This is a genomic window from Streptomyces sp. HUAS CB01, from assembly GCF_030406905.1.
GTDB lineage: Bacteria > Actinomycetota > Actinomycetes > Streptomycetales > Streptomycetaceae > Streptomyces > Streptomyces chengbuensis.
This window is the reverse complement of the sequence record NZ_CP129137.1, coordinates 7564737-7582289: the sequence shown is the minus strand read 5'-3', so window position 1 is coordinate 7582289 and position 17553 is coordinate 7564737. Positions and strand designations below refer to the sequence as shown.

At 73.6% G+C, this 17553-nt stretch carries 14 protein-coding genes; 11 read left to right on the top strand and 3 right to left on the bottom strand.

Going from position 1 to position 17553, the window contains the following annotated elements; all coding sequences use genetic code 11:
* Positions 1–22: 22 nt before the first annotated feature.
* Together pgm and QRN89_RS33225 are read left to right on the top strand one after the other, a co-directional pair.
* Entirely contained in the window at positions 23–1663 is a 1641-nt protein-coding gene (gene pgm / locus QRN89_RS33230) for a phosphoglucomutase (alpha-D-glucose-1,6-bisphosphate-dependent) (protein WP_290353115.1), read from the top strand.
* Positions 1664–1888: 225 nt separating this feature from the next.
* The gene (locus tag QRN89_RS33225) at positions 1889–2128 is read left to right on the top strand and encodes a DUF2630 family protein (protein ID WP_290353114.1); all 240 of its coding nucleotides are present in this window, start codon (positions 1889–1891) and stop codon (positions 2126–2128) included.
* 537 nt (positions 2129–2665) lie between these two features.
* On the opposite strand, the gene QRN89_RS33220 is transcribed toward QRN89_RS33225, so the two are convergent.
* The 3 genes from QRN89_RS33220 to QRN89_RS33210 all read right to left on the bottom strand — a co-directional run bounded on the left by QRN89_RS33220 (position 2666) and on the right by QRN89_RS33210 (position 6295).
* Complete coding sequence (locus QRN89_RS33220; protein ID WP_290353113.1) at positions 2666–3028, bottom strand: UBP-type zinc finger domain-containing protein; 363 nt, start codon at positions 3026–3028, stop codon at positions 2666–2668.
* Positions 3029–3191: 163 nt separating this feature from the next.
* Complete coding sequence (locus tag QRN89_RS33215; protein WP_290353112.1) at positions 3192–4640, bottom strand: ATP-binding protein; 1449 nt, start codon at positions 4638–4640, stop codon at positions 3192–3194.
* Positions 4637–6295: an NAD(P)/FAD-dependent oxidoreductase gene (locus tag QRN89_RS33210; protein ID WP_290353111.1), complete on the bottom strand. Its 1659-nt coding sequence runs from the start codon at positions 6293–6295 to the stop codon at positions 4637–4639. The genes QRN89_RS33215 and QRN89_RS33210 overlap by 4 nt, the downstream gene beginning before the upstream one ends.
* Before the next feature lie 1099 nt (positions 6296–7394).
* Here QRN89_RS33210 and QRN89_RS33205 point away from each other — a divergent pair.
* The 9 genes from QRN89_RS33205 to QRN89_RS33165 all read left to right on the top strand — a co-directional run bounded on the left by QRN89_RS33205 (position 7395) and on the right by QRN89_RS33165 (position 17553).
* Entirely contained in the window at positions 7395–9659 is a 2265-nt protein-coding gene (locus QRN89_RS33205; RefSeq protein WP_290353110.1) for an FUSC family protein, read from the top strand.
* A complete protein-coding gene (locus QRN89_RS33200) occupies positions 9659–10825 on the top strand; it encodes a low temperature requirement protein A (protein WP_290353109.1) in 1167 nt (388 codons plus the stop codon). Before QRN89_RS33205 ends, QRN89_RS33200 begins: the two co-directional genes overlap by 1 nt.
* A 509-nt stretch (positions 10826–11334) precedes the next feature.
* Positions 11335–11673 (top strand): antibiotic biosynthesis monooxygenase family protein, encoded by a 339-nt coding sequence (locus QRN89_RS33195; protein ID WP_269727021.1) that lies wholly within the window; start codon positions 11335–11337, stop codon positions 11671–11673.
* A complete protein-coding gene (locus QRN89_RS33190) occupies positions 11670–12557 on the top strand; it encodes an NAD(P)-dependent oxidoreductase (protein ID WP_290353108.1) in 888 nt (295 codons plus the stop codon). Before QRN89_RS33195 ends, QRN89_RS33190 begins: the two co-directional genes overlap by 4 nt.
* The gene (locus QRN89_RS33185; RefSeq protein WP_290353107.1) at positions 12554–13576 is read left to right on the top strand and encodes an amidohydrolase family protein; all 1023 of its coding nucleotides are present in this window, start codon (positions 12554–12556) and stop codon (positions 13574–13576) included. Before QRN89_RS33190 ends, QRN89_RS33185 begins: the two co-directional genes overlap by 4 nt.
* Complete coding sequence (locus tag QRN89_RS33180) at positions 13573–14811, top strand: cytochrome P450 family protein (protein WP_290353106.1); 1239 nt, start codon at positions 13573–13575, stop codon at positions 14809–14811. Before QRN89_RS33185 ends, QRN89_RS33180 begins: the two co-directional genes overlap by 4 nt.
* 109 nt (positions 14812–14920) lie before the next feature.
* Entirely contained in the window at positions 14921–15715 is a 795-nt protein-coding gene (locus QRN89_RS33175) for an HAD-IIA family hydrolase (RefSeq protein ID WP_290353105.1), read from the top strand.
* A gap of 408 nt (positions 15716–16123) precedes the next feature.
* Complete coding sequence (locus QRN89_RS33170) at positions 16124–17137, top strand: NAD-dependent epimerase/dehydratase family protein (protein WP_290353104.1); 1014 nt, start codon at positions 16124–16126, stop codon at positions 17135–17137.
* Entirely contained in the window at positions 17134–17553 is a 420-nt protein-coding gene (locus QRN89_RS33165; RefSeq protein WP_290353103.1) for a hypothetical protein, read from the top strand. Before QRN89_RS33170 ends, QRN89_RS33165 begins: the two co-directional genes overlap by 4 nt.

Sequence of the window (17553 nt, the reverse complement as noted above, 5' to 3'; positions counted from 1 at the left end):
ACCGAAGCGGAGGAGTGGACGGATGCCCAACGAGCGCGCGGGACAGCCAGCGCGGCCGGAGGACCTCATCGACGTGCCCCGGCTGGTGACGGCGTACTACGCCCTGCACCCCGATCCGGCGGACCCCGCCCAGCGGGTCGCCTTCGGCACCTCGGGACATCGCGGGTCCTCCCTGGCCACGGCCTTCAACGAGGACCACATCGCGGCCACCAGCCAGGCGATCTGCGAGTACCGCAGCGGGCAGGGCATCGACGGGCCGCTGTTCCTCGGCGCCGACACCCATGCGCTGTCCGAGCCCGCGAAGGTCACGGCCGTCGAGGTGTTCGCCGCCAACGGCGTCACCGTGCTGATCGACGAGGCCGACGGCTTCACCCCCACCCCGGCCGTCTCGCACGCCATCCTCGGGCACAACCGCGGTCGCGCCTCCGGTCTCGCCGACGGCGTGGTGGTCACGCCCTCGCACAACCCGCCGTCGGACGGGGGCTTCAAGTACAACCCGCCCAACGGCGGCCCGGCCGGCTCCGAGGCGACCGGCTGGATCCAGGACCGCGCCAACGAGATCATCACCGGCGGGCTGAAGGACGTGCGGCGGCTCCCCTGGACGAGGGCACTGTCCGCCGCGACGACCGGCCGGTACGACTTCCTGGGCTCCTACGTGTCCGACCTGCCGTCCGTGCTCGACCTCGACGCGGTGCGCGCCGCGGGTGTGCGCATCGGGGCCGACCCGCTCGGCGGGGCGTCCGTCGCCTACTGGGGCCGCATCGCCGAGCAGCACCGGCTCGACCTGACCGTCGTCAACCCGCTCACCGACCCGGCGTGGCGTTTCATGACGCTGGACTGGGACGGGAAGATCCGCATGGACTGCTCCTCCCCCCACGCGATGGCGTCGCTGATCGAGCAGCGCGACCGGTTCCAGGTCGCCACGGGCAACGACGCCGACGCCGACCGGCACGGCATCGTCACCCCGGACGGCGGGCTCATGAACCCCAACCACTATCTGGCCACCGCGATCTCGTACCTGTTCAGCCACCGCGCCCAGTGGCCGGCCGGTGCGGCGGTCGGCAAGACGCTGGTGTCGTCGAGCATGATCGACCGGGTGGCGGCCGACCTCGGCCGGGAGCTGCGCGAAGTGCCGGTCGGCTTCAAGTGGTTCGTGGACGGACTGCTCGACGGCTCGCTCGGTTTCGGCGGTGAGGAGTCCGCCGGCGCCTCGTTCCTCCGCCGGGACGGCTCGGTGTGGACGACCGACAAGGACGGCATCGTACTGGCCCTGCTCGCGTCCGAGATCCTGGCCGTGACGGGGACGTCGCCGAGCCGCCACTACGCGTCGCTCACCGAGCGGTTCGGCGAGCCGGCCTACGCACGGGTCGACGCACCGGCGACCCGTGAGGAGAAGGCCGTGCTGAGCCGGCTCTCCCCCGAGCAGGTGACCGCGGACACCCTGGCCGGGGAGGCGATCACCGCCGTGCTCACCCGTGCGCCGGGCAACGGCGCACCCATCGGCGGCATCAAGGTGACCACCGCCAACGCCTGGTTCGCGGCACGCCCTTCGGGCACGGAGGACGTCTACAAGGTGTACGCCGAGTCGTTCCTCGGGCCCGACCATCTGACGCGGGTGCAGGAGGAGGCACGGTCCGTGGTGGCGGCGGCGCTGCGCGGCTGACCGAGGCCGGGGCGCGGCAGCCGCGGCCCGCCGTTCCGGGTCGGCCGCACCGGCACGGGTACGCGGCGACCCCCGGGAGAAGGCCCTGCCGGGCTTCCCGCACCACCGGTCCGCCCGGGAACGGGAACCCGGCGCCTTCGCTCGCGGCGGCAGCGGCTGTCGCCGACAATTGGGGGGACGACCTCCGCGTACGCACCCGTGCGGGATCCGGCTGAGGAGGCAGAGATGGCGGATGACCTTCTGCAGACCATCGACGCCCTCGTCGCGGAGGAGCACCGGCTCCGCGACCAGGCCCCCGGCGCAGGGCTCGGTCCGGAGGAACGAGCGCGGCTGGAGTCCGTGGAGCGTCAGTTGGACCAGTGCTGGGACCTGCTGCGCCGGCGCAGGGCGAGCGCGGAGGCCGGTCAGGACCCGCAGCAGGTCGCGCCACGCCCGATCAGCGAAGTGGAGTCGTACGAGCAGTAGAGCGGCGCGGGGCGGGCAGCGGGGCGGGGCGCGGGAGGTGGATGCGTCGGGCGGGCGGGCAAAGTGTGTCGCCGGTCTGCGGTCCTGTTCGCGCCGGTCGCCTCCGGTGGCCTCGCCGGAGGCCCGACGGCGTCGCCGGATCCCTGACGGCGTCGCCGGATCCCCGACGGCTCGGACGGCTCGGCCGACCGATGACGCGACACGGGTCGGGCCCGGTGGAACGGTCCTCTGCCGGACGGGCGTACCGCGGTGTCCCGCACGCCCGCCGGGGAGGGCACACCGCCGTGTCGCGGACACGCCTCCCGGTACGGACGTACCGCCGTGTCGCGGACACGCCTCCCGGGACGGGCGTACCGCCGTGTCGCGCTCCCTGCAGTCGGGAACACCCGCCCGCGGACGCGGGCGGCGGGGCCGGACGCCCGCCGGACACCGTGAAGCCGGGCGGGCGTACCGCCCTGGCACGCTGCTCCCGGGAGCCCGGCACCCCCGTCGGCGGGCGGCGGGCGCGGGGTGGGGCGGCCCCGCCGACGCCGGACGTCAGTGGAGGTGCCGCTCCCAGTCGGCGGGCACGGCTCCCGCCGGGCCGGGCACGGGCTGCGCGAGCGGGTGGGCGCTGGGCTCGGCGAGCCGGGGTCCGCCCTCGTAGTACTGCTCGGTCCGGACGTTCCAGAACCAGTCCTCGCCCGGCTCGAAACTCGTCAGGTACGGGTGCCCCGAGTCCACGGCGTGGCGCGTGCCGTGCTGGGAGGGCGACGAGTCGCAGCACCCGATGTGCCCGCACTCGGCGCACCGCCGCAGATGCATCCACCACCCCGGGCCGTCCCCGGCCAGGCATTCGGCACAGCCGGTGCCACTGGGGGGTACGGTCGGGTCGATCCCTGGAATCCGGTCGTCCGCCATGGCGCCGCTCCTCGGTCGCTTCGCGGTGCGGCCGGCGCGGCCCGGTGCCCGTCGCCGGCGCTCGTTCTCCTCAGGCTCGCGCCGGGGGCGGGTGATCGCCACTCGCCGGCCCCGCGCCGGGACGCTCCGACCGGCGGGCCCGGCGATGTCCGGTGTCCGGCCCTCAGAGCGGCTCGTCCCCCGAGGGCCGGACGACGGGGAGGCAGACCCGGAAGCGGGTGTCGCCCGGGTGCGAGGCGACGCGGATGTCGCCGCCGTGCTTGTTGACGACGATCCGGTACGAGATGTCGAGCCCGAGGCCCGTCCCCTCGCCGACCGGTTTCGTCGAGAAGAACGGTTCGAAGATGCGGGGGCGGATCTCGGGGTCGATCCCGGTGCCCGTGTCCCGTACCTCCACGTACGCGTGGTCGTCCTCGTGCCAGGTGGCGAGCGTGAGGGTGCCGTCGCCGCCCATCGCGGCGAGGGCGTTGTCGATGAGGTTCGTCCACACCTGGTTGAGCTCCGCGCCGTACGCGGGGACGAGCGGCATGCCCTCCGCGTACTCCTTCACCACCCGCACCCCGGCCGGGATCTTGGCCTTGAGCATCACCAGGGTGGCGTCGAGGAGTTCATGGACGTCCACGGGCTGCTGGGCGGCGCGGTCGAGCTGGGAGTACTGCCGGGCCGCGTCGACGAGTCCGGAGACGCGGCGGACCGCGTCCTCGATCTCGCCCATCAGCATCTCGGTGTCGACGGTGTAGTTCAGCCAGCCCACGGCCGCCCGCCGGTTCTCGCCGGAGAGCTCCGCGGTGGCCTCGGCCAGCCAGTCGGCGTCGATGCCGCCGGAGACGAAGGTGGGGGCGATGTCCCAGGCGTTTTCCACCCCTGCCGCGTCCAGCCAGTCGCCCAGTTCGTCCTCCGCGTCGGCCGCCTCGATCGCCGTCAGCTGGCGGGCGGTCCGGGCGCGCTGCACCGCGGCGTCCTGCATCTCCACCAGCTCGTGGAGCCGCTTGCCGTCCACCCGACCGTCCGCGATCAGTGCGAGCTTGTGCCGCATGCGGGTCACCCGGTCGCGCAGGGTGTCGGTGGCGCGTACGGCCGCGGCCGCGGGGTTGTTGAGCTCATGGGTCAGGCCGGCCGTCAGTGAACCGAGGGCGACGAGCCGTTCCCGTTCCCCGACGATGATGTCGCTGGCCCGGAGCCCGAGGAACAGTCCCTCGAGCAGGTGCAGGGCCATGGGGAACCAGGTCCGGATCGCGGTCGCGAACTCGGTCGCGGGCAGGACGAACAGCTCCACGTCGGTCACGGCGCGCATCGTGTTCGGGTACACCTGGTCTACGCGGTCGCCGAGGTAGGCCTGTGTGGCACCGCCGTAGGCGCCCCGCTGTTCGCTGCGGCCCAGTTCGATGTCGTCGCCGTGGAGCTGGCGGCTGAGCGCGACGGTGCCGGAGAGCAGTACGAAGAAGCAGGTCGCCCCCTCGCCCTGGGTGTAGACGGGCGTTCCCGCCTCGCGCACCTCCACGCGTCCGCGCTCGGCCAGCCACGCCAGCTGGTCGTCGTCGAGGGCCTCGAAGAGGAACAGGGTGCGCAGTTCGTCCGGGGTCAGCACCTCCCGTGAGACCGAGGCGGTCATTGGGCCTCCAGATAGCGGTGCACGAGCGTGACGGCCATGGCTCCTTCGCCCACCGCCGAGGCCACCCGCTTGACCGACTCGGCGCGGACGTCCCCCGCGGCGAACACGCCGGGCACGCTGGTCTCGAGGTGGTACGGGGCGCGCACCAGCGGCCAGCGGGGCGAACGCCCGCCCGCCTCGGGGAGGTCGGGGCCGGTCAGGACGAACCCGCGGTCGTCGCACGCGATCAGCCCGTCGAGCCACTGCGTCTGCGGCTCGGCGCCGATGAACACGAACAGCCAGGTGGCGTCGACGTCCGTGAGGGCACCGGTGCGGTTGTCCCGCAGCGTCAGCCGCTCCAGATGGCCCTCCCCGCCACCGGCGGCCACCTCGGTGCACGGGTGGATCTCGATGTTGGGCACGGCCTCGATCTGCTGGATCAGATACGCGGACATGGACTGGGCCAGGTTCGGGCCGCGCAGCAGCACGTGGACCTTCGCCGCGAAGCGCGAGAAGTAGACCGCCGCCTGCCCGGCGGAGTTCGCGCCTCCGACGACGTACACGTCGTCGCCGCGGCAGCTGGCAGCCTCGAAGGCCGCCGAGCCGTAGAAGACACCGGCGCCGCAGTAGCCGTCGAGCTGCGCGCCCGCCAGGCGCCGGTAGGTCACTCCCGTGGCGAGCACGACGGTGTGCGCGCCGATCGACGTGCCGTCGCCGAAGCGCAGGACGCGCCCGGACCCCGCGGCCTCCAGCGCGACCACCTCGGTGGCGCTCAGGATCTCGGCGCCGAAGCGCGCCGCCTGCCGCCGGGCCCGGTCGGTGAGCTGTGCGCCGGTGACCCCGTCGGGGAACCCCAGGTAGTTCTCGATCCGGCTGCTCTGGCCCGCCTGTCCGCCGGTGGCGCTGCGCTCGACGAGCACGGTGCGCAGGCCCTCGGACGCGGCGTAGACGGCGGCGCCCAGCCCGGCGGGGCCGGCGCCGATGACGACGACGTCGTAGAAGTCGGCCGCGGGGCTCGTACGCAGGCCGACGTGGGCGGCGAGTTCCGCCTCCGTCGGGGCGTGCAGGACCTTGCCATCGGCGGTGACGACGAGGGGGACGTCCGCGGCGGTGAGTCCGGCCGCCTCGAGCAGTTGGACCCCCTCGGGCTCGTCGGCGGCGATCCACCGGTACGGCACGAGGTTGCGTGCGAGGAAGTCCCGCACGGCGAAGGAGGGGGCGGACCAGCGGTGGCCGACCAGCCTGGTCTCGGGCGTCTCCGGGTCGGAGGCCGCGTCCCAGAGGTCGACCAGGGTGTCGAGCACGGGGTAGAGGTTCTCCTCCGGCGGGCTCCAGGGCTTGAGCAGATAGTGGTCGAGATCGACGACGTTGATCGCGTCGATGGCCGCGCCCGTGTCCGCGTACGCGGTCAGCAGCACCCGTCGCGCGCGGGGGAACAGGTCCATGGCGGCCTCCAGGAACTGGACGCCGTTCATGGTGGGCATGCGGTAGTCGGCGATCATCACGGCCACCGCCTCGCCCCGCAGCCTGACCTCGCGCAGGGCTTCGAGGGCCTCGTCCCCCGAGGTGGCGCGCAGCACGCGGAAGCGGTCGCCGTAATGGCGCCGCAGATCACGGGCGATGGCCCGGGAGACTCCTGGATCGTCGTCGACGGTCAGGATCGTCGCCTTAGCCATCTCTACATGATGCGCTCACAGTCCTGCGGGCGCCTGCGGAGGGCGCTCCCCGGCCGGGAGCGGTCCGTTGGGCGGGGGCGGCCCGCCGGGCGTCGTCCGCCGACCGGCCTCCGGCGGGGGCGGCAGCCCGCCGGGCCTCTTCCGCGGACGGGGCACCCCGGCGCGGGCGGCGTGCGGGCATCGCCTGCCGAACCCGGCACCGCGGCGCGGGAACCCGCCGGGCGCCATCTACGGGACGGGAACTCCGGCGCGGGCAACCCGCCGGACACCGCCTGCGGACGGGACACACGGCGCACGGGGGCATGCCGCATCGCCCGCCGAACCGGGCACACCCTGGCGCACAACCGCCGGACGCCACCTGCAGACGCACACCCCGGCGCGGGCAACCCGCCGGACACCGCCTGCGGACGGGACACACGGCGCACGGGGGCATGCCGCATCGCCCGCCGAACCGGGCACCCCAGCGCACGACCAAACCGCGGACGCCACCTACGGTCGGGCGCCCCCACACGCGGGCATGTCTCGCCCCGCGGAACCGGCACCCCGGCGCACGACGAAACCGCCGGACGCCACCTGCGGACAGGCACCCCGGCGCAGGCAGCCCGCCGAACACCACCTGCGGACGGACAACCCGGCTGCGGCGTGCGGGCACCTGCGGACGGGGCACTCGCCCGGGAGCAACTCACGGGCGTCGCCTGCGCACGGGCCACCCCGGCGCGGGGGGCGGCATGCGGGAATCTCCGCCGAACCGGCACCCCGGCGGCGGGGGCGGCAAGCGGGCGCCTGCCGACAAGGCACCCCGGGCGCGGCATCGGCGTGCGCGCCTGCGGACGGGGCGCACGGCGCGCGGCGGCGATCGGCGCGCGGGCGCCACCGGGAGGCCCACCTCGGGCGGGGGCGGACGCGCCGGTGTCTGCGGGCGGGGCAAGGGCCCTCGGCGCGCGGCAGCACCCGGGCGACGCGCCCGCCGACCCGCCACCCGCTCGCGGGTGCCGCGCCGGAAGCGCAGGAGGAAGCGCAGGCGGAAGCTCCGGCGGAAGCGCAGACTGAGTCTCGTCGGACCGAGGCCGAGCCTCCTCATGTGACGCAGAGGAGTCCGATGACACGTTCAGTGACGCCCTCCCTCGAGGAACTGCCGGAGGAGCCTCGCCGGACAGGCCTGCGTGGCCGCTTCCCCGTGCACGCGGTCCTCCGCGGCTGCCGCGCCGCCGTCGTGCTGCCCGCGGTGCTCGCCCTGGGGCTGCTGGTCGTGGGCGACCCGGGGCTGGCGGGCTTCGCGGCCTTCGGCGCGTTCGCCGCCCTCGTCATCGCGTCCTTCGAGGGCACCCGCGCCTCGGAGTCCCTGGCGTTCTCGCTGCTGCTCGGCGTCGGCGGACTCATGGTGGCCGTCGGCTGTCTGGCGTCGCTGAGCCTGCTCTCCGCCGTGCTCGTGACACTCCCCCTGGCCTTCCTCGCCTACTACTTCGCGATCGAGGGCCCGCACGGCGGGTCGGGCGCGACGGCCGCGCTGCTGGGCTATGTGCTGGCGGCCTCCACACCGGCGCCGCTGTCCGAACTCCCCGTACGGGTCGGCGGCTGGGGTCTCGGGGTCGCCGCCGGGGGTGTCGCCACGCTGCTGCTGCGCGCCCCCGTCGGCGAGGACGCCTTCCGTTCCTCCGTCGCACACACGACGCGCGCGCTCGGCGACCAGTTGTCGGCGCTGCTGCGCGACACGGCGGGGCCCGGCGAGGCGGAGGTCTCGCGGGACGCCGTCCGCACGATGCTGACGGAGTTCACCTCGGGCATGCACCAGCCGAGCGGCACCCGGTCCGCCGACCGGTCGCTGACGGACGTCGTGGGGGCGCTGCTCTGGGCCAAGGGGCTGATCGGCGAGGCCGCGAACCGGTGCGTGGGAGGTCTGAGCCGGGCGGACAGACCCGAGTCCGAGCTCCTGGAGGCGTCGGCGGAACTGTTGCGCAGGACCGCGGACTTCCTCGAAGCCGAGGGCCCGGAGCCCGATGTGACGGAGGTCCGGCGGCTCCTGGCGGCGTACGGGACGCGGGTGGACTGCATCGACCACGAGGCCCCGCCGTCCGGGACGTTCGTCTCCCACGCCTTCTACACCGTGAACATCGCGGAGGCGGCGTCGACGACGGCGGTGGAGACCCTTCGGGCGGTACGCCGGCCGCCTTCGTACCGGCCGGGCGTCGCCTGGCGCAGGGCCGTCGACCCGTGCCGGTCCTCCCTGCGGCGCATGGCGGGCCGGGCGCGGGACAGCAGCGTGGTCACGGCCTGGCGGGATTCCGCGACCATCGACTCGATCTGGTTCGTCAACGCGCTGCGCTCCGCGGTCGCCATGGCGCTGACCATCGTCGTCGTCCATCTGGCCGGGCTCGACCGGGGGTTCTGGGCGCTGCTCGGTGTGCTCGCGGTGCTGCGCTCGAGCGTCGCGTCGACCGGGTCCCGGGCGGTGGTCGCGCTGCTGGGGACGGTGGCGGGCGTCGTCGTGGGCAGTGTCCTGATCGGGCTCGCCGGCAGCGACCCGGCCGTCGTGTGGGCGGTGTTCCCCGTCGTCGTGTGGCTCGCCGCGTTCAGCCCCGGCACCCTGCCCGACGTGGTCGGCCAGGCGGCGTTCACCGTGGTCGTCCTCTGCCTGTACACACTGCTCTCCCCCTCGGGCTGGCAGTTGGGGCTGGTCCGTCTCCAGGACGTGGCCGTCGGGGCCGCTGTCAGCCTGCTCGTCGGCGCGCTGATGTGGCCGCGCGGCGCCGCGGGTGTGCTGCGCAGCAATATGGCCGAGGTGTTCCGGCTGGGCAGCAGGGACCTGACGGCGTCCACCGGCTGGGCCCTGGGGTTCGTCACCAAGCGCCCGTCGGTGCGGCTGACCTCGTCGTCGCCCGCGACCCGCCACATGCACGACTCGATGCGGGGGTACCTGGCCGAGCCGGGCTCCCGAGGTCTGGAGGGGGCGGACCTGTGCTTCCTGTCCTCGTCCGCCGTCTGGCTGCAAATGACGACGAGCGGTCTCGCCCGGCAGCCGCAGGTCGTGCTGGACCAGGACCCCGACCGCTTCCGGCTCGGCCGCCTCGCCTCGCAGCTCGCCACGTTCTACACCCGGCTCGGGGACCAGCTGGAGCGTGCCCCGGAGGTGCGGGCCCCGGTGGGCGGGCAGCCGGAGGGTGACACGGCGCTGTCCGGGATCGTGCCGCGTTCGTGCCGGTCCTGGTGGGTGTACGAATACCTCCTCCATCTCGACCGTCAGGCCGCGCGTCTGACGGCTCCGGCGCTCCGGCTCGCCGGGGAACCGGTCTTCGGCGGCCGGTGGTTCGGGCGCGGCGGCCCCCCCGGGCCGAAGGAGCGGGACCGTTCCGGCGGGAACCGGTGATGTCCATGCCGCCCACGCCCGCCGACAGGGCCGAGCCCGCGCGTGCCACGACCCTGGAGCTCTTCTTCGACCTCGTCTTCGTCTTCACCGCCACCCAGCTCACGGAGGTGCTCGTCGAGGACACCACCTTCGGCGGAGCCGCCTGGGCGGTGGTGGTGTTCGGGCTGATCTGGTGGATGTTCAACGCCTACGTGTGGCTCACCAACGAGCTCCCGCCGTGCACGGACCGCCGCAGGCTGCTGCTGTTCGCCAGCATGGTGGGGTTCCTGGTGATGGCGCTCGCCATTCCCCGGGCCTTCGAGGAGGGCGCCGAGGCCAAGGTGTTCGCGTCGGGATACGCCCTGGTCGTGGTCGTCCACGCGGGACTGTTCTCGCGTACCAGCAGCGCCGCGGCGAGCCGGGCGATCCTGCGGCTGGCGCCGTTCAACCTCACCAGCGCGGCACTGGTGCTGCTCGGGGCGTTCCTCGGCGGTACGGCGCAGTTCCTGCTGTGGACCGTGGCGCTGCTGATCGAGGCGCTGGCGCCGCGGCTGCACGGCCGGCTCGCCGGATTCACCATCCGGCCGGAGCACTTCGTGGAGCGCCACGGGCTGATCATGATCATCGCGTTCGGGGAGGCGCTGATCGCGATCGCGATCGGCGCCTCCGGACTGCCGTTCGACTTCTCCCTGGTCGCGACCGCGGTGCTGACGCTGGTCGTCGCCGCCTGTCTGTGGTGGGTGTACTTCCGGCCGGACGTGGTGCGGGCCGAGAAGGCGCTGGCGCGGGAGTGCGACACGGCGCGCGCCGTCGCCGCCGTGAACGCGTACAACTACGCGCACATCCCGCTGCTGCTCGGCGTGGTCGTCTTCGCCGCCGGAGTGAAGAAGGTGCCCGGTCACGCCCTGGAGCCCGCCACCCCGGCCGGGGCGCTGTACGTGGGGGTGGGACTCGCGCTCTTCCTGTGCGGACACGCGTGGTTCCGCCGCACCCTGCGTCTGGGCGGCCCCTGGCTGCGGATCGGCGCCGCGGCAGCGGTGCTCGCGACCGTCCCGGTCGGCCTGTTCACGGTCGCGCTGGCCCAGTTGGCGGCGGCCGCCGCGGTGCTGTGCGTCGCGGTGACGGTGGGGAACCGGGTACAGCGCCGGGCGACGGACAGGGCGGCGCCCGAGCGGCTGTTCCACTGAGGCCCGGCGGCGCCCGAGCTGCCGGCCCGTCGAGCCGGCGGCGCCGGCCCGAACGGCCGTCCCCGAGCCGCGACGGAACCGCCCGAACGGGCGGCCCACCGAGACCCCGCGGAAGCGCCCGACCGGCTGACCCGCCGCATCACGGCGAGGACACCCGACCGGCCGACGTCCGAGACCCGGTGGAGCCCTCCCGCCCGCGCCCCGCGCCGGCGAAGGCGTCTGACCAGGTCATTGGCCCATCGGGCGTCTTTCGTACGGCCGAACGGTGGGCAAGCCGCCCACCTGTGTGGCGACCGGTCGTCAAAAGGGGAACAGAACTCGGTTCATGGGGTCCCGGAGGACCCTCGAACCCCACGTCCGGGGCCCTTTGGTCACTCACCCGCATGGACTAATCACGGAGCGAGAACCCCTGCGCCCATTGGGGTGTCGGCCATTCGGAGTTGCAGCCCCCCGGGGGCCATGAGTCCTTAGAAAGCGTGTCCCGCCGGTTCTCACCATCAGGAGGAGACATGGGCACTGTGCAGAACAGCCGACAGAACGACAGGCTGTCCGTGGTTTTCGCGGTCCGGGTCATCGAGGGCGGCGAAGAGGGCTTCCTGGAGATGTACGACAAACTCCGGAAATCCGTTGCCGGTACCCCCGGCCACATCGTCGAGCGGCTCGGTGAGCCCGTCGACGACTCCCGCCAGTGGGTGATCACCAGCGAGTGGGAGACTCCCGAACACTTCTTCGCCTGGCAGCAGAGCGAGGACCACCGTGCCCTGGTGGCCCCGCTCCGCGAGTGGGTCGACTCGACGCAGTCCCTGAGGTTCCGGGTCGTCAAGGAGACCGTGAAGGAGACGTCATGACGAACACCACGAACGGCCCCGTCGCCGTCCTCGGTCTCGGCACCATGGGCAGCGGCCTGGCCTCACGCCTCCTCGATCAAGGCATACAGGTGCGCGTCTGGAACCGCACCCCGGAGCGTGCCGAGTCGCTCGCCAGAGCGGGCGCCTTCGCCGCGTCCCGCCCGAGCGAGGCGGTCGAGGGCACGAGTGCCGCCATCTGCACCGTCGCCGACGGCGACGCCCTGCGGACCGTGCTGCGCGGCCCGGACGGGATCCTGGCCCGGGGCGGTTATCCCGGCTCCCTGATCTGCGCCAGCACCGTCGCGCCCGAGGAGGTCGTCCGCCTCGCCGGGGACGCGCCCTCCGTCCTGGACGTCGGCATGCTCGGCAACCGGGACCACGCCCGTGACGGCGAACTGCGTCTGTTCGTCGGCGGCGAGGAGCGGGTCTTCACGGCCGGCCGGCCGCTGCTGGAGATGCTGGCCAAGGAGGTCGTCCATCTGGGCGCACTCGGTTCCGGCATGCGGATGAAGCTGCTCCTCAACCTGCTGATGGGCATAGAGGTGCAGGCGATGGCCGAGGCCGCCGAGCTGGCGGACGCCTCCGGACTCGACCGGAAGCAGGTCCTGCGCACGATAGCGGGCAGCGGCTTCGCGTCACCGGTCATGTCGTTCAAGTCCCGGCGCCTCGCCTCGGGCCGCTTCGAGGAGCCGGACTTCCGGCTGCGGCTGATGGCCAAGGACCTCATGCTCGCAAAGGAGCAGGCCGCAGCTTCCGGCCTGAGCCTGCCGCTCACCGCGGCGGCCGCGGAGACCCATGTCCGCGCCACCGAGCAGGGGTTCGGTGACGAGGACTGCGCCGCGGTCACCCGCGCCCTCACACGGAAACCGGGAACCGACAAATGATCATCGACATCCACGGACACCTGTCCCCGCCGGAGGCGGCCGAACGCTTCCCCATGCCCCCCAGCCTGACCGACGTGGACGGAATGCTCGCCGCCCGGGCCCAGGCCGGAATCGACCTCACCATCATCGGCAGCCCCGTCGGCGCCGGGGCGATGGCGCGGGTCCCGGGCGTGGACAACTACAAGCAACCGCGCGACCGGCTGCGTGGCTTCCACGCGTGGATGTCGGGTCTGATCACCAAGTTCCCGGACCAGTTGCGCGGGTACGTGTACGCGAACCCGTTCGGGGACGACGACCATCTGGAAGGGGTACGGGAGACGCTGGCGGACCCCGCCTTCGTCGGCCTGATCACCACTTCCAGCGTGCACGGCGAGCTGCTCGGCTCGCCGCGGGCGGACTCCTTCTTCGCGCTGGCCGCCGAGGCAGGAGTACCCGTCATGGTGCACGCGCCGGCCGAACCGATCGGCACGGAGCGGGTGGAGAACATCGCCTTCGTCGAGCAGATCGGCCGCTTCGGCGACGTCACCATGGGCATGGCCATGATCGCTTTCGCGGGGTGGCTGGACAAGTACCCCGGTCTGCGACTGATCGGCGCGACCGGTGGCGGTGCCATGGCCCTGCTGCCGGAACGCCTGCAGATGGCGGCGCGCCCCCGGCACTGGGGCGGGGGCGCGCCGCCCTCCGCACCGCCGGCGGCCGGCCGTACGGGGGCCGGACGGCCCCCGGCCGGCCGGCCGGCGGGGGGCCCGGAGCCGACCGTCCAGGCGTCGCCCGACCCGGGCGCCGCACTGCAGCGCACGTACGTCGACACCAGCCCGTTCAGCCCGGCGCACCTGAGCCTCAACGCGGAGGTCCTCGGACCCGAGCGGATGCTTTTCGGCACCGACTCGCCGCCGCTGTCCGTGCCGCTCGAGGACCTCATCCGCATGATCGAGAAGCTGCCCGTCGACAAGGCGGCCCAGCAGCGCATCCTCGGCGGCAACGCCGAGGCCCTCTTCGACCTCAGGAGCCGTCCGTGACCACGACGCACGACCCCGTCGCCGCAGCCGAGCGGTGCACCGCGGAGTTCCGGCGGAACCCGCACCCGGTGTACGCCCACCTCCGGGACACCGCACCCGTCTGCCCGATGACACCGCCGCACGGCATCGAGACGTACCTGATCACCCGGTACGAGGACGCCCGCGCGGCCCTGTCGGACCCCCGGCTGAGCAAGGACATGTACGGGGCCATGGACGCGTACCGGAGGATCTTCGGTGACTCGTCGGTGGCGCTGGACGACAACATGCTCAACTCCGACGCTCCCAAGCACACCCGGCTGCGCAAGCTCGTCAACTCCGAGTTCACCCCGCGCCGGGTCGAGGCACTGCGGCCGAAGATCCAGGACATCGTGGACCAGCTGCTCGACGCGTGCCCGACCGGGACACCGTTCGACCTGCTGCCGGCGTTCGCCTTCCCGGTGCCGATCACGGTGATCTGCGAGCTGCTGGGCGTGCCGCCGGAGGAGCGGTCGCTGATGCAGGAGCTGTCCACGACGGTGGCGCAGACGGGCTTCGGCGAGGAGTTCAAGCGGGCCCAGCAGCAGGCGGAGGAGAACCTCCACGCCTACTTCACCGAACTCATCGCGCGCAAGCGCGCCAAGCCGGGTGACGACCTGCTCAGCGCCCTCGCCGCGACGCAGGACCAGGAGGGCGGGCTCACCGGGAACGAACTCGTCTCCACGGCCTTCCTGCTGATGTTCGCCGGCCACAAGACGACCGCGTACCTCATCGGCAACGCCGTGTACCACTTCCTGGCCAACCCCGCGCAGCTCCGCGCCGTGCAGAAGGACCCGGAGCTGACCGGGCCGGCGGTGGAGGAGCTGGTGCGCTTCGACGGCTCGGTCGAGAGCGCGACCTTCCGGTACGCGACCGAGGACGTGGAGATCGGCGGCACCCGGATCCCGAAGGGCTCCCTGGTGCAGATCTCGCTGCTCGCGGCCAACCGCGACCCGCTGAAGTTCGAGAACCCCGACGAGTTCGACGTCCACCGCCAGGGCACGGCCGCCCACATCGGCTTCGGGCACGGAGGTCACTACTGCCTCGGAGCGCCGCTGGCCCGGCTGGAGATGCAGCTGGCGCTGAACGGGCTGTTCGGGCGGTTCCCGAGGATCGCCCTGGCCGACCCGCAGGCCGCGCCGGCCTGGATGGAGGTCCCGTTCCCGGCGTTCCGCGGCCTGACGGAGCTCCCGGTCGTGCTCGGACCCGCCGCCTCCTGACGGCGGCGCCCCTGACGCCGCGGTGCGAGCCCGTACCCCCCGAGCCGGGCTCGCACCGCGGCCCCCTGTCGCGGTGCCCCGTCCCGTGCCGATGGGTACGGTCGGTTGCATGCGACGCGCGGTACTCATCGACATCGACGGTGTGCTCACCGTCTCCTGGGAGCCCCTGCCGGGCGCGGTCGGGGCGATGGAACGGCTGCGGGAGCGGGGCGTTCCGCTGGCCCTGGTCACCAACACCACGGCGCGCACGCGGGAGTCCATCGCCGCCACGCTGTCCGGAGCGGGCTTCCCCGTGACCGACGGCGAGATCCTCACCGCTCCCGCCGCGACCGCCGCCCATCTCGCGCGGCACTTCCCCGGTGCGCGCTGTCTGCTGCTCAACAGCGGTGACATCGCCGGGGATCTCGAAGGGGTCACCGTCATGGGCCCGGAGGACGACACCCCGGCGGACGTGGTCGTCGTCGGCGGCGCGGGCCCCGAGTTCGGCTACGCGGCGCTGAACCGGGCGTTCGCCCATCTCCAGCGCGGCGCACGCCTGGTCGCGATGCACCGCAATCTGTACTGGCGGACCGAGGCGGGGCTCCAGCTGGACTCGGGCGCCTTCCTGACCGGTCTGGAGCGGGCCGCGGGCACGGAGGCCGCGGTGCTCGGCAAGCCTTCGGCGGCCTTCTTCGCCACGGCGCTGGCACGTCTCGGCGCCGATCCCGCCGGGACGCTCATGGTGGGCGACGACATCGAGTCCGACGTCCTCGCGGCCCAGCGCCAGGGGCTGACCGGCGTTCTGGTCAGGACGGGCAAGTACCGGCCCGAGACCCACCGGGACGCGTCGGGGACCCCGGACCATGTGCTGGACTCCTTCGCGGACCTGCCGGGACTGCTGGACCGGCTGGAGGCTGACGGCTGACGGCTGACGGCTGACGGCTGACGGCTGACGATCGAGGAACGGGACGGCCGAGGGCTCTCCTCGTCCGTCCGGATGAGACACCTGATGCGGAGGGCGCGCCTTCTCACCGCTGCGGACGACGGCGGGACCTCTCCTCCTACGGGCTGGGGATCGCCGGCCTCCGCGGCGAGCGGCTGCGGCGGAGCCCGGACGGCGCGACGGGCACGGACGTGGCCGGTCCGGACGCGGAGTACGCCACCGCCGAGCCGGTCCGGCACTGACGCGGCCGGTCGCCGATGGAGCGGCGTGTGCCCGCCGGAGCGGCTGGGGCACACGGTGCTCCATCGGCCGTTCCGGCGGGGCTCGTTCGACGTCCGCTGTCGGCGAACCGCCCTGGGCGGGCCGGGCGCATGGTGCTTGGGTGGCCGAATGGAGATCTTGGTGCTGGGAGGAACGGCCTGGGTGGGCCGGGAGTTGTCGCTGCGGGCGCTCGAGCGGGGGCATCGGGTGACGTGCCTCGCGCGCGGCGAGAGCGGTGACGTCGCGGACGGCGCCCGCCTGGTGGCGGCCGACCGTCGCGACCCCTCGGCGTACGAGCCTCTGCTCGACCGCGACTGGGACGCGGTCCTCGAGGTGTCGTGGCAGCCGGGCTTCGTACGCGGAGCGCTGGACGCCCTGGCCGGGCGGGCGCGTCACTGGACGTATGTGTCATCGGTCAGCGCCTATGCCTCCCATGCCGCGGCGGGCGCGGACGAGTCCTCCGCCCTGCTGGCTCCGGCCGACCGGGACGAAGCGGACCGCACGCTCTACGGCGAGGCGAAGGTCGCCTGCGAACGGGCTTCGGCCGCCGCCGTGGGCGACCGGCTCCTCGTCGCACGCGCCGGACTCATCGGCGGGCCGGGCGACCACAGCGGACGCTCCGGCTACTGGGCGGCCCGCGCCGCGCGCGACCCGCGCGGCACGATGCTGGTTCCGGACGCGCCCGCCATGCCGACCCAGGCGATCGACGTGCGGGACCTCACCGCGTGGCTGCTCGACTCGGCGGAGGCCGGGCGGTGCGGGACGTACGACGCCGTTGGTCCGGTCGTTCCGCTCGGCGAGTGGATCGAGCTGTCCCGCGCCGCCGGCGGGCACACCGGTCCGGTGGCTCCGGCCGGCTCGGCGTGGCTGCGCGCCCACGAGGTCGCGGGGTTCATGGGTCCGGATTCGCTGCCGATGTGGCTGGACGAGCCGGGCTGGGAGGGCTTCTCGGCCCGCGACGGGTCCGCGGCACGTGCCGCCGGGCTCCGGCACCGGCCCAGGACGGAGCTGCTCGCGGACACGCTGGTGTGGGAACGCGGTCAGGGGCTGGACCGGGAGCGCCGGGCGGGACTCGGCGCGGCGCGCGAACGGGAGTTGCTCGACGCCCTGCGGGCGGAACGGCCGGCTGGGGGGACCGGGTGATCACTCAAGGAACCGTCGTCACGGATGTGTGCGAGGACTGCGGCGGCGAACTGCGCCGCGACGTCGGCCAGTTCATCGAGCGCGACAGGCTCTGGTGGGGCGGCGAGGAGCGGTGCGAGAACTGCCCGCGCGCGGGGTGCGACCGCGACACCGGACCGGTGACGCCCCACTGGATCAGACGGACGCTGCTGCGTGCCCACGGACCGGCTCGGCTTCGCCTGACGGACGGCGAGGCCCGTGCGGCCCGGGTGATGGCCGCACTGCGCGAGGCGGCGGACCTGTCGCTGCAGGAGGCCCGCGAACGTGCCCGCCTGCTGTCGGACGGCGAACTCACGGGCACGCTCGTGGAGATGGAGTTCCTGGCTCTGCACCTCCGCCGCCGGGGGTTCGCGACGACCACCGAGCCCGCGGGGTGA

Excerpts from the sequence above, each read along its gene's own strand:
- pgm (WP_290353115.1), top strand. The coding sequence starts at position 23 with ATGCCCAACGAGCGCGCGGGACAGCCAGCGCGGCCGGAGGACCTCATC.
- QRN89_RS33225 (WP_290353114.1), top strand. The coding sequence starts at position 1,889 with ATGGCGGATGACCTTCTGCAGACCATCGACGCCCTCGTCGCGGAGGAG.
- QRN89_RS33220 (WP_290353113.1), bottom strand. The coding sequence starts at position 3,028 with ATGGCGGACGACCGGATTCCAGGGATCGACCCGACCGTACCCCCCAGT.
- QRN89_RS33215 (WP_290353112.1), bottom strand. The coding sequence starts at position 4,640 with ATGACCGCCTCGGTCTCACGGGAGGTGCTGACCCCGGACGAACTGCGC.
- QRN89_RS33210 (WP_290353111.1), bottom strand. The coding sequence starts at position 6,295 with ATGGCTAAGGCGACGATCCTGACCGTCGACGACGATCCAGGAGTCTCC.
- QRN89_RS33205 (WP_290353110.1), top strand. The coding sequence starts at position 7,395 with ATGACACGTTCAGTGACGCCCTCCCTCGAGGAACTGCCGGAGGAGCCT.
- QRN89_RS33200 (WP_290353109.1), top strand. The coding sequence starts at position 9,659 with ATGTCCATGCCGCCCACGCCCGCCGACAGGGCCGAGCCCGCGCGTGCC.
- QRN89_RS33195 (WP_269727021.1), top strand. The coding sequence starts at position 11,335 with ATGGGCACTGTGCAGAACAGCCGACAGAACGACAGGCTGTCCGTGGTT.
- QRN89_RS33190 (WP_290353108.1), top strand. The coding sequence starts at position 11,670 with ATGACGAACACCACGAACGGCCCCGTCGCCGTCCTCGGTCTCGGCACC.
- QRN89_RS33185 (WP_290353107.1), top strand. The coding sequence starts at position 12,554 with ATGATCATCGACATCCACGGACACCTGTCCCCGCCGGAGGCGGCCGAA.
- QRN89_RS33175 (WP_290353105.1), top strand. The coding sequence starts at position 14,921 with ATGCGACGCGCGGTACTCATCGACATCGACGGTGTGCTCACCGTCTCC.
- QRN89_RS33170 (WP_290353104.1), top strand. The coding sequence starts at position 16,124 with ATGGAGATCTTGGTGCTGGGAGGAACGGCCTGGGTGGGCCGGGAGTTG.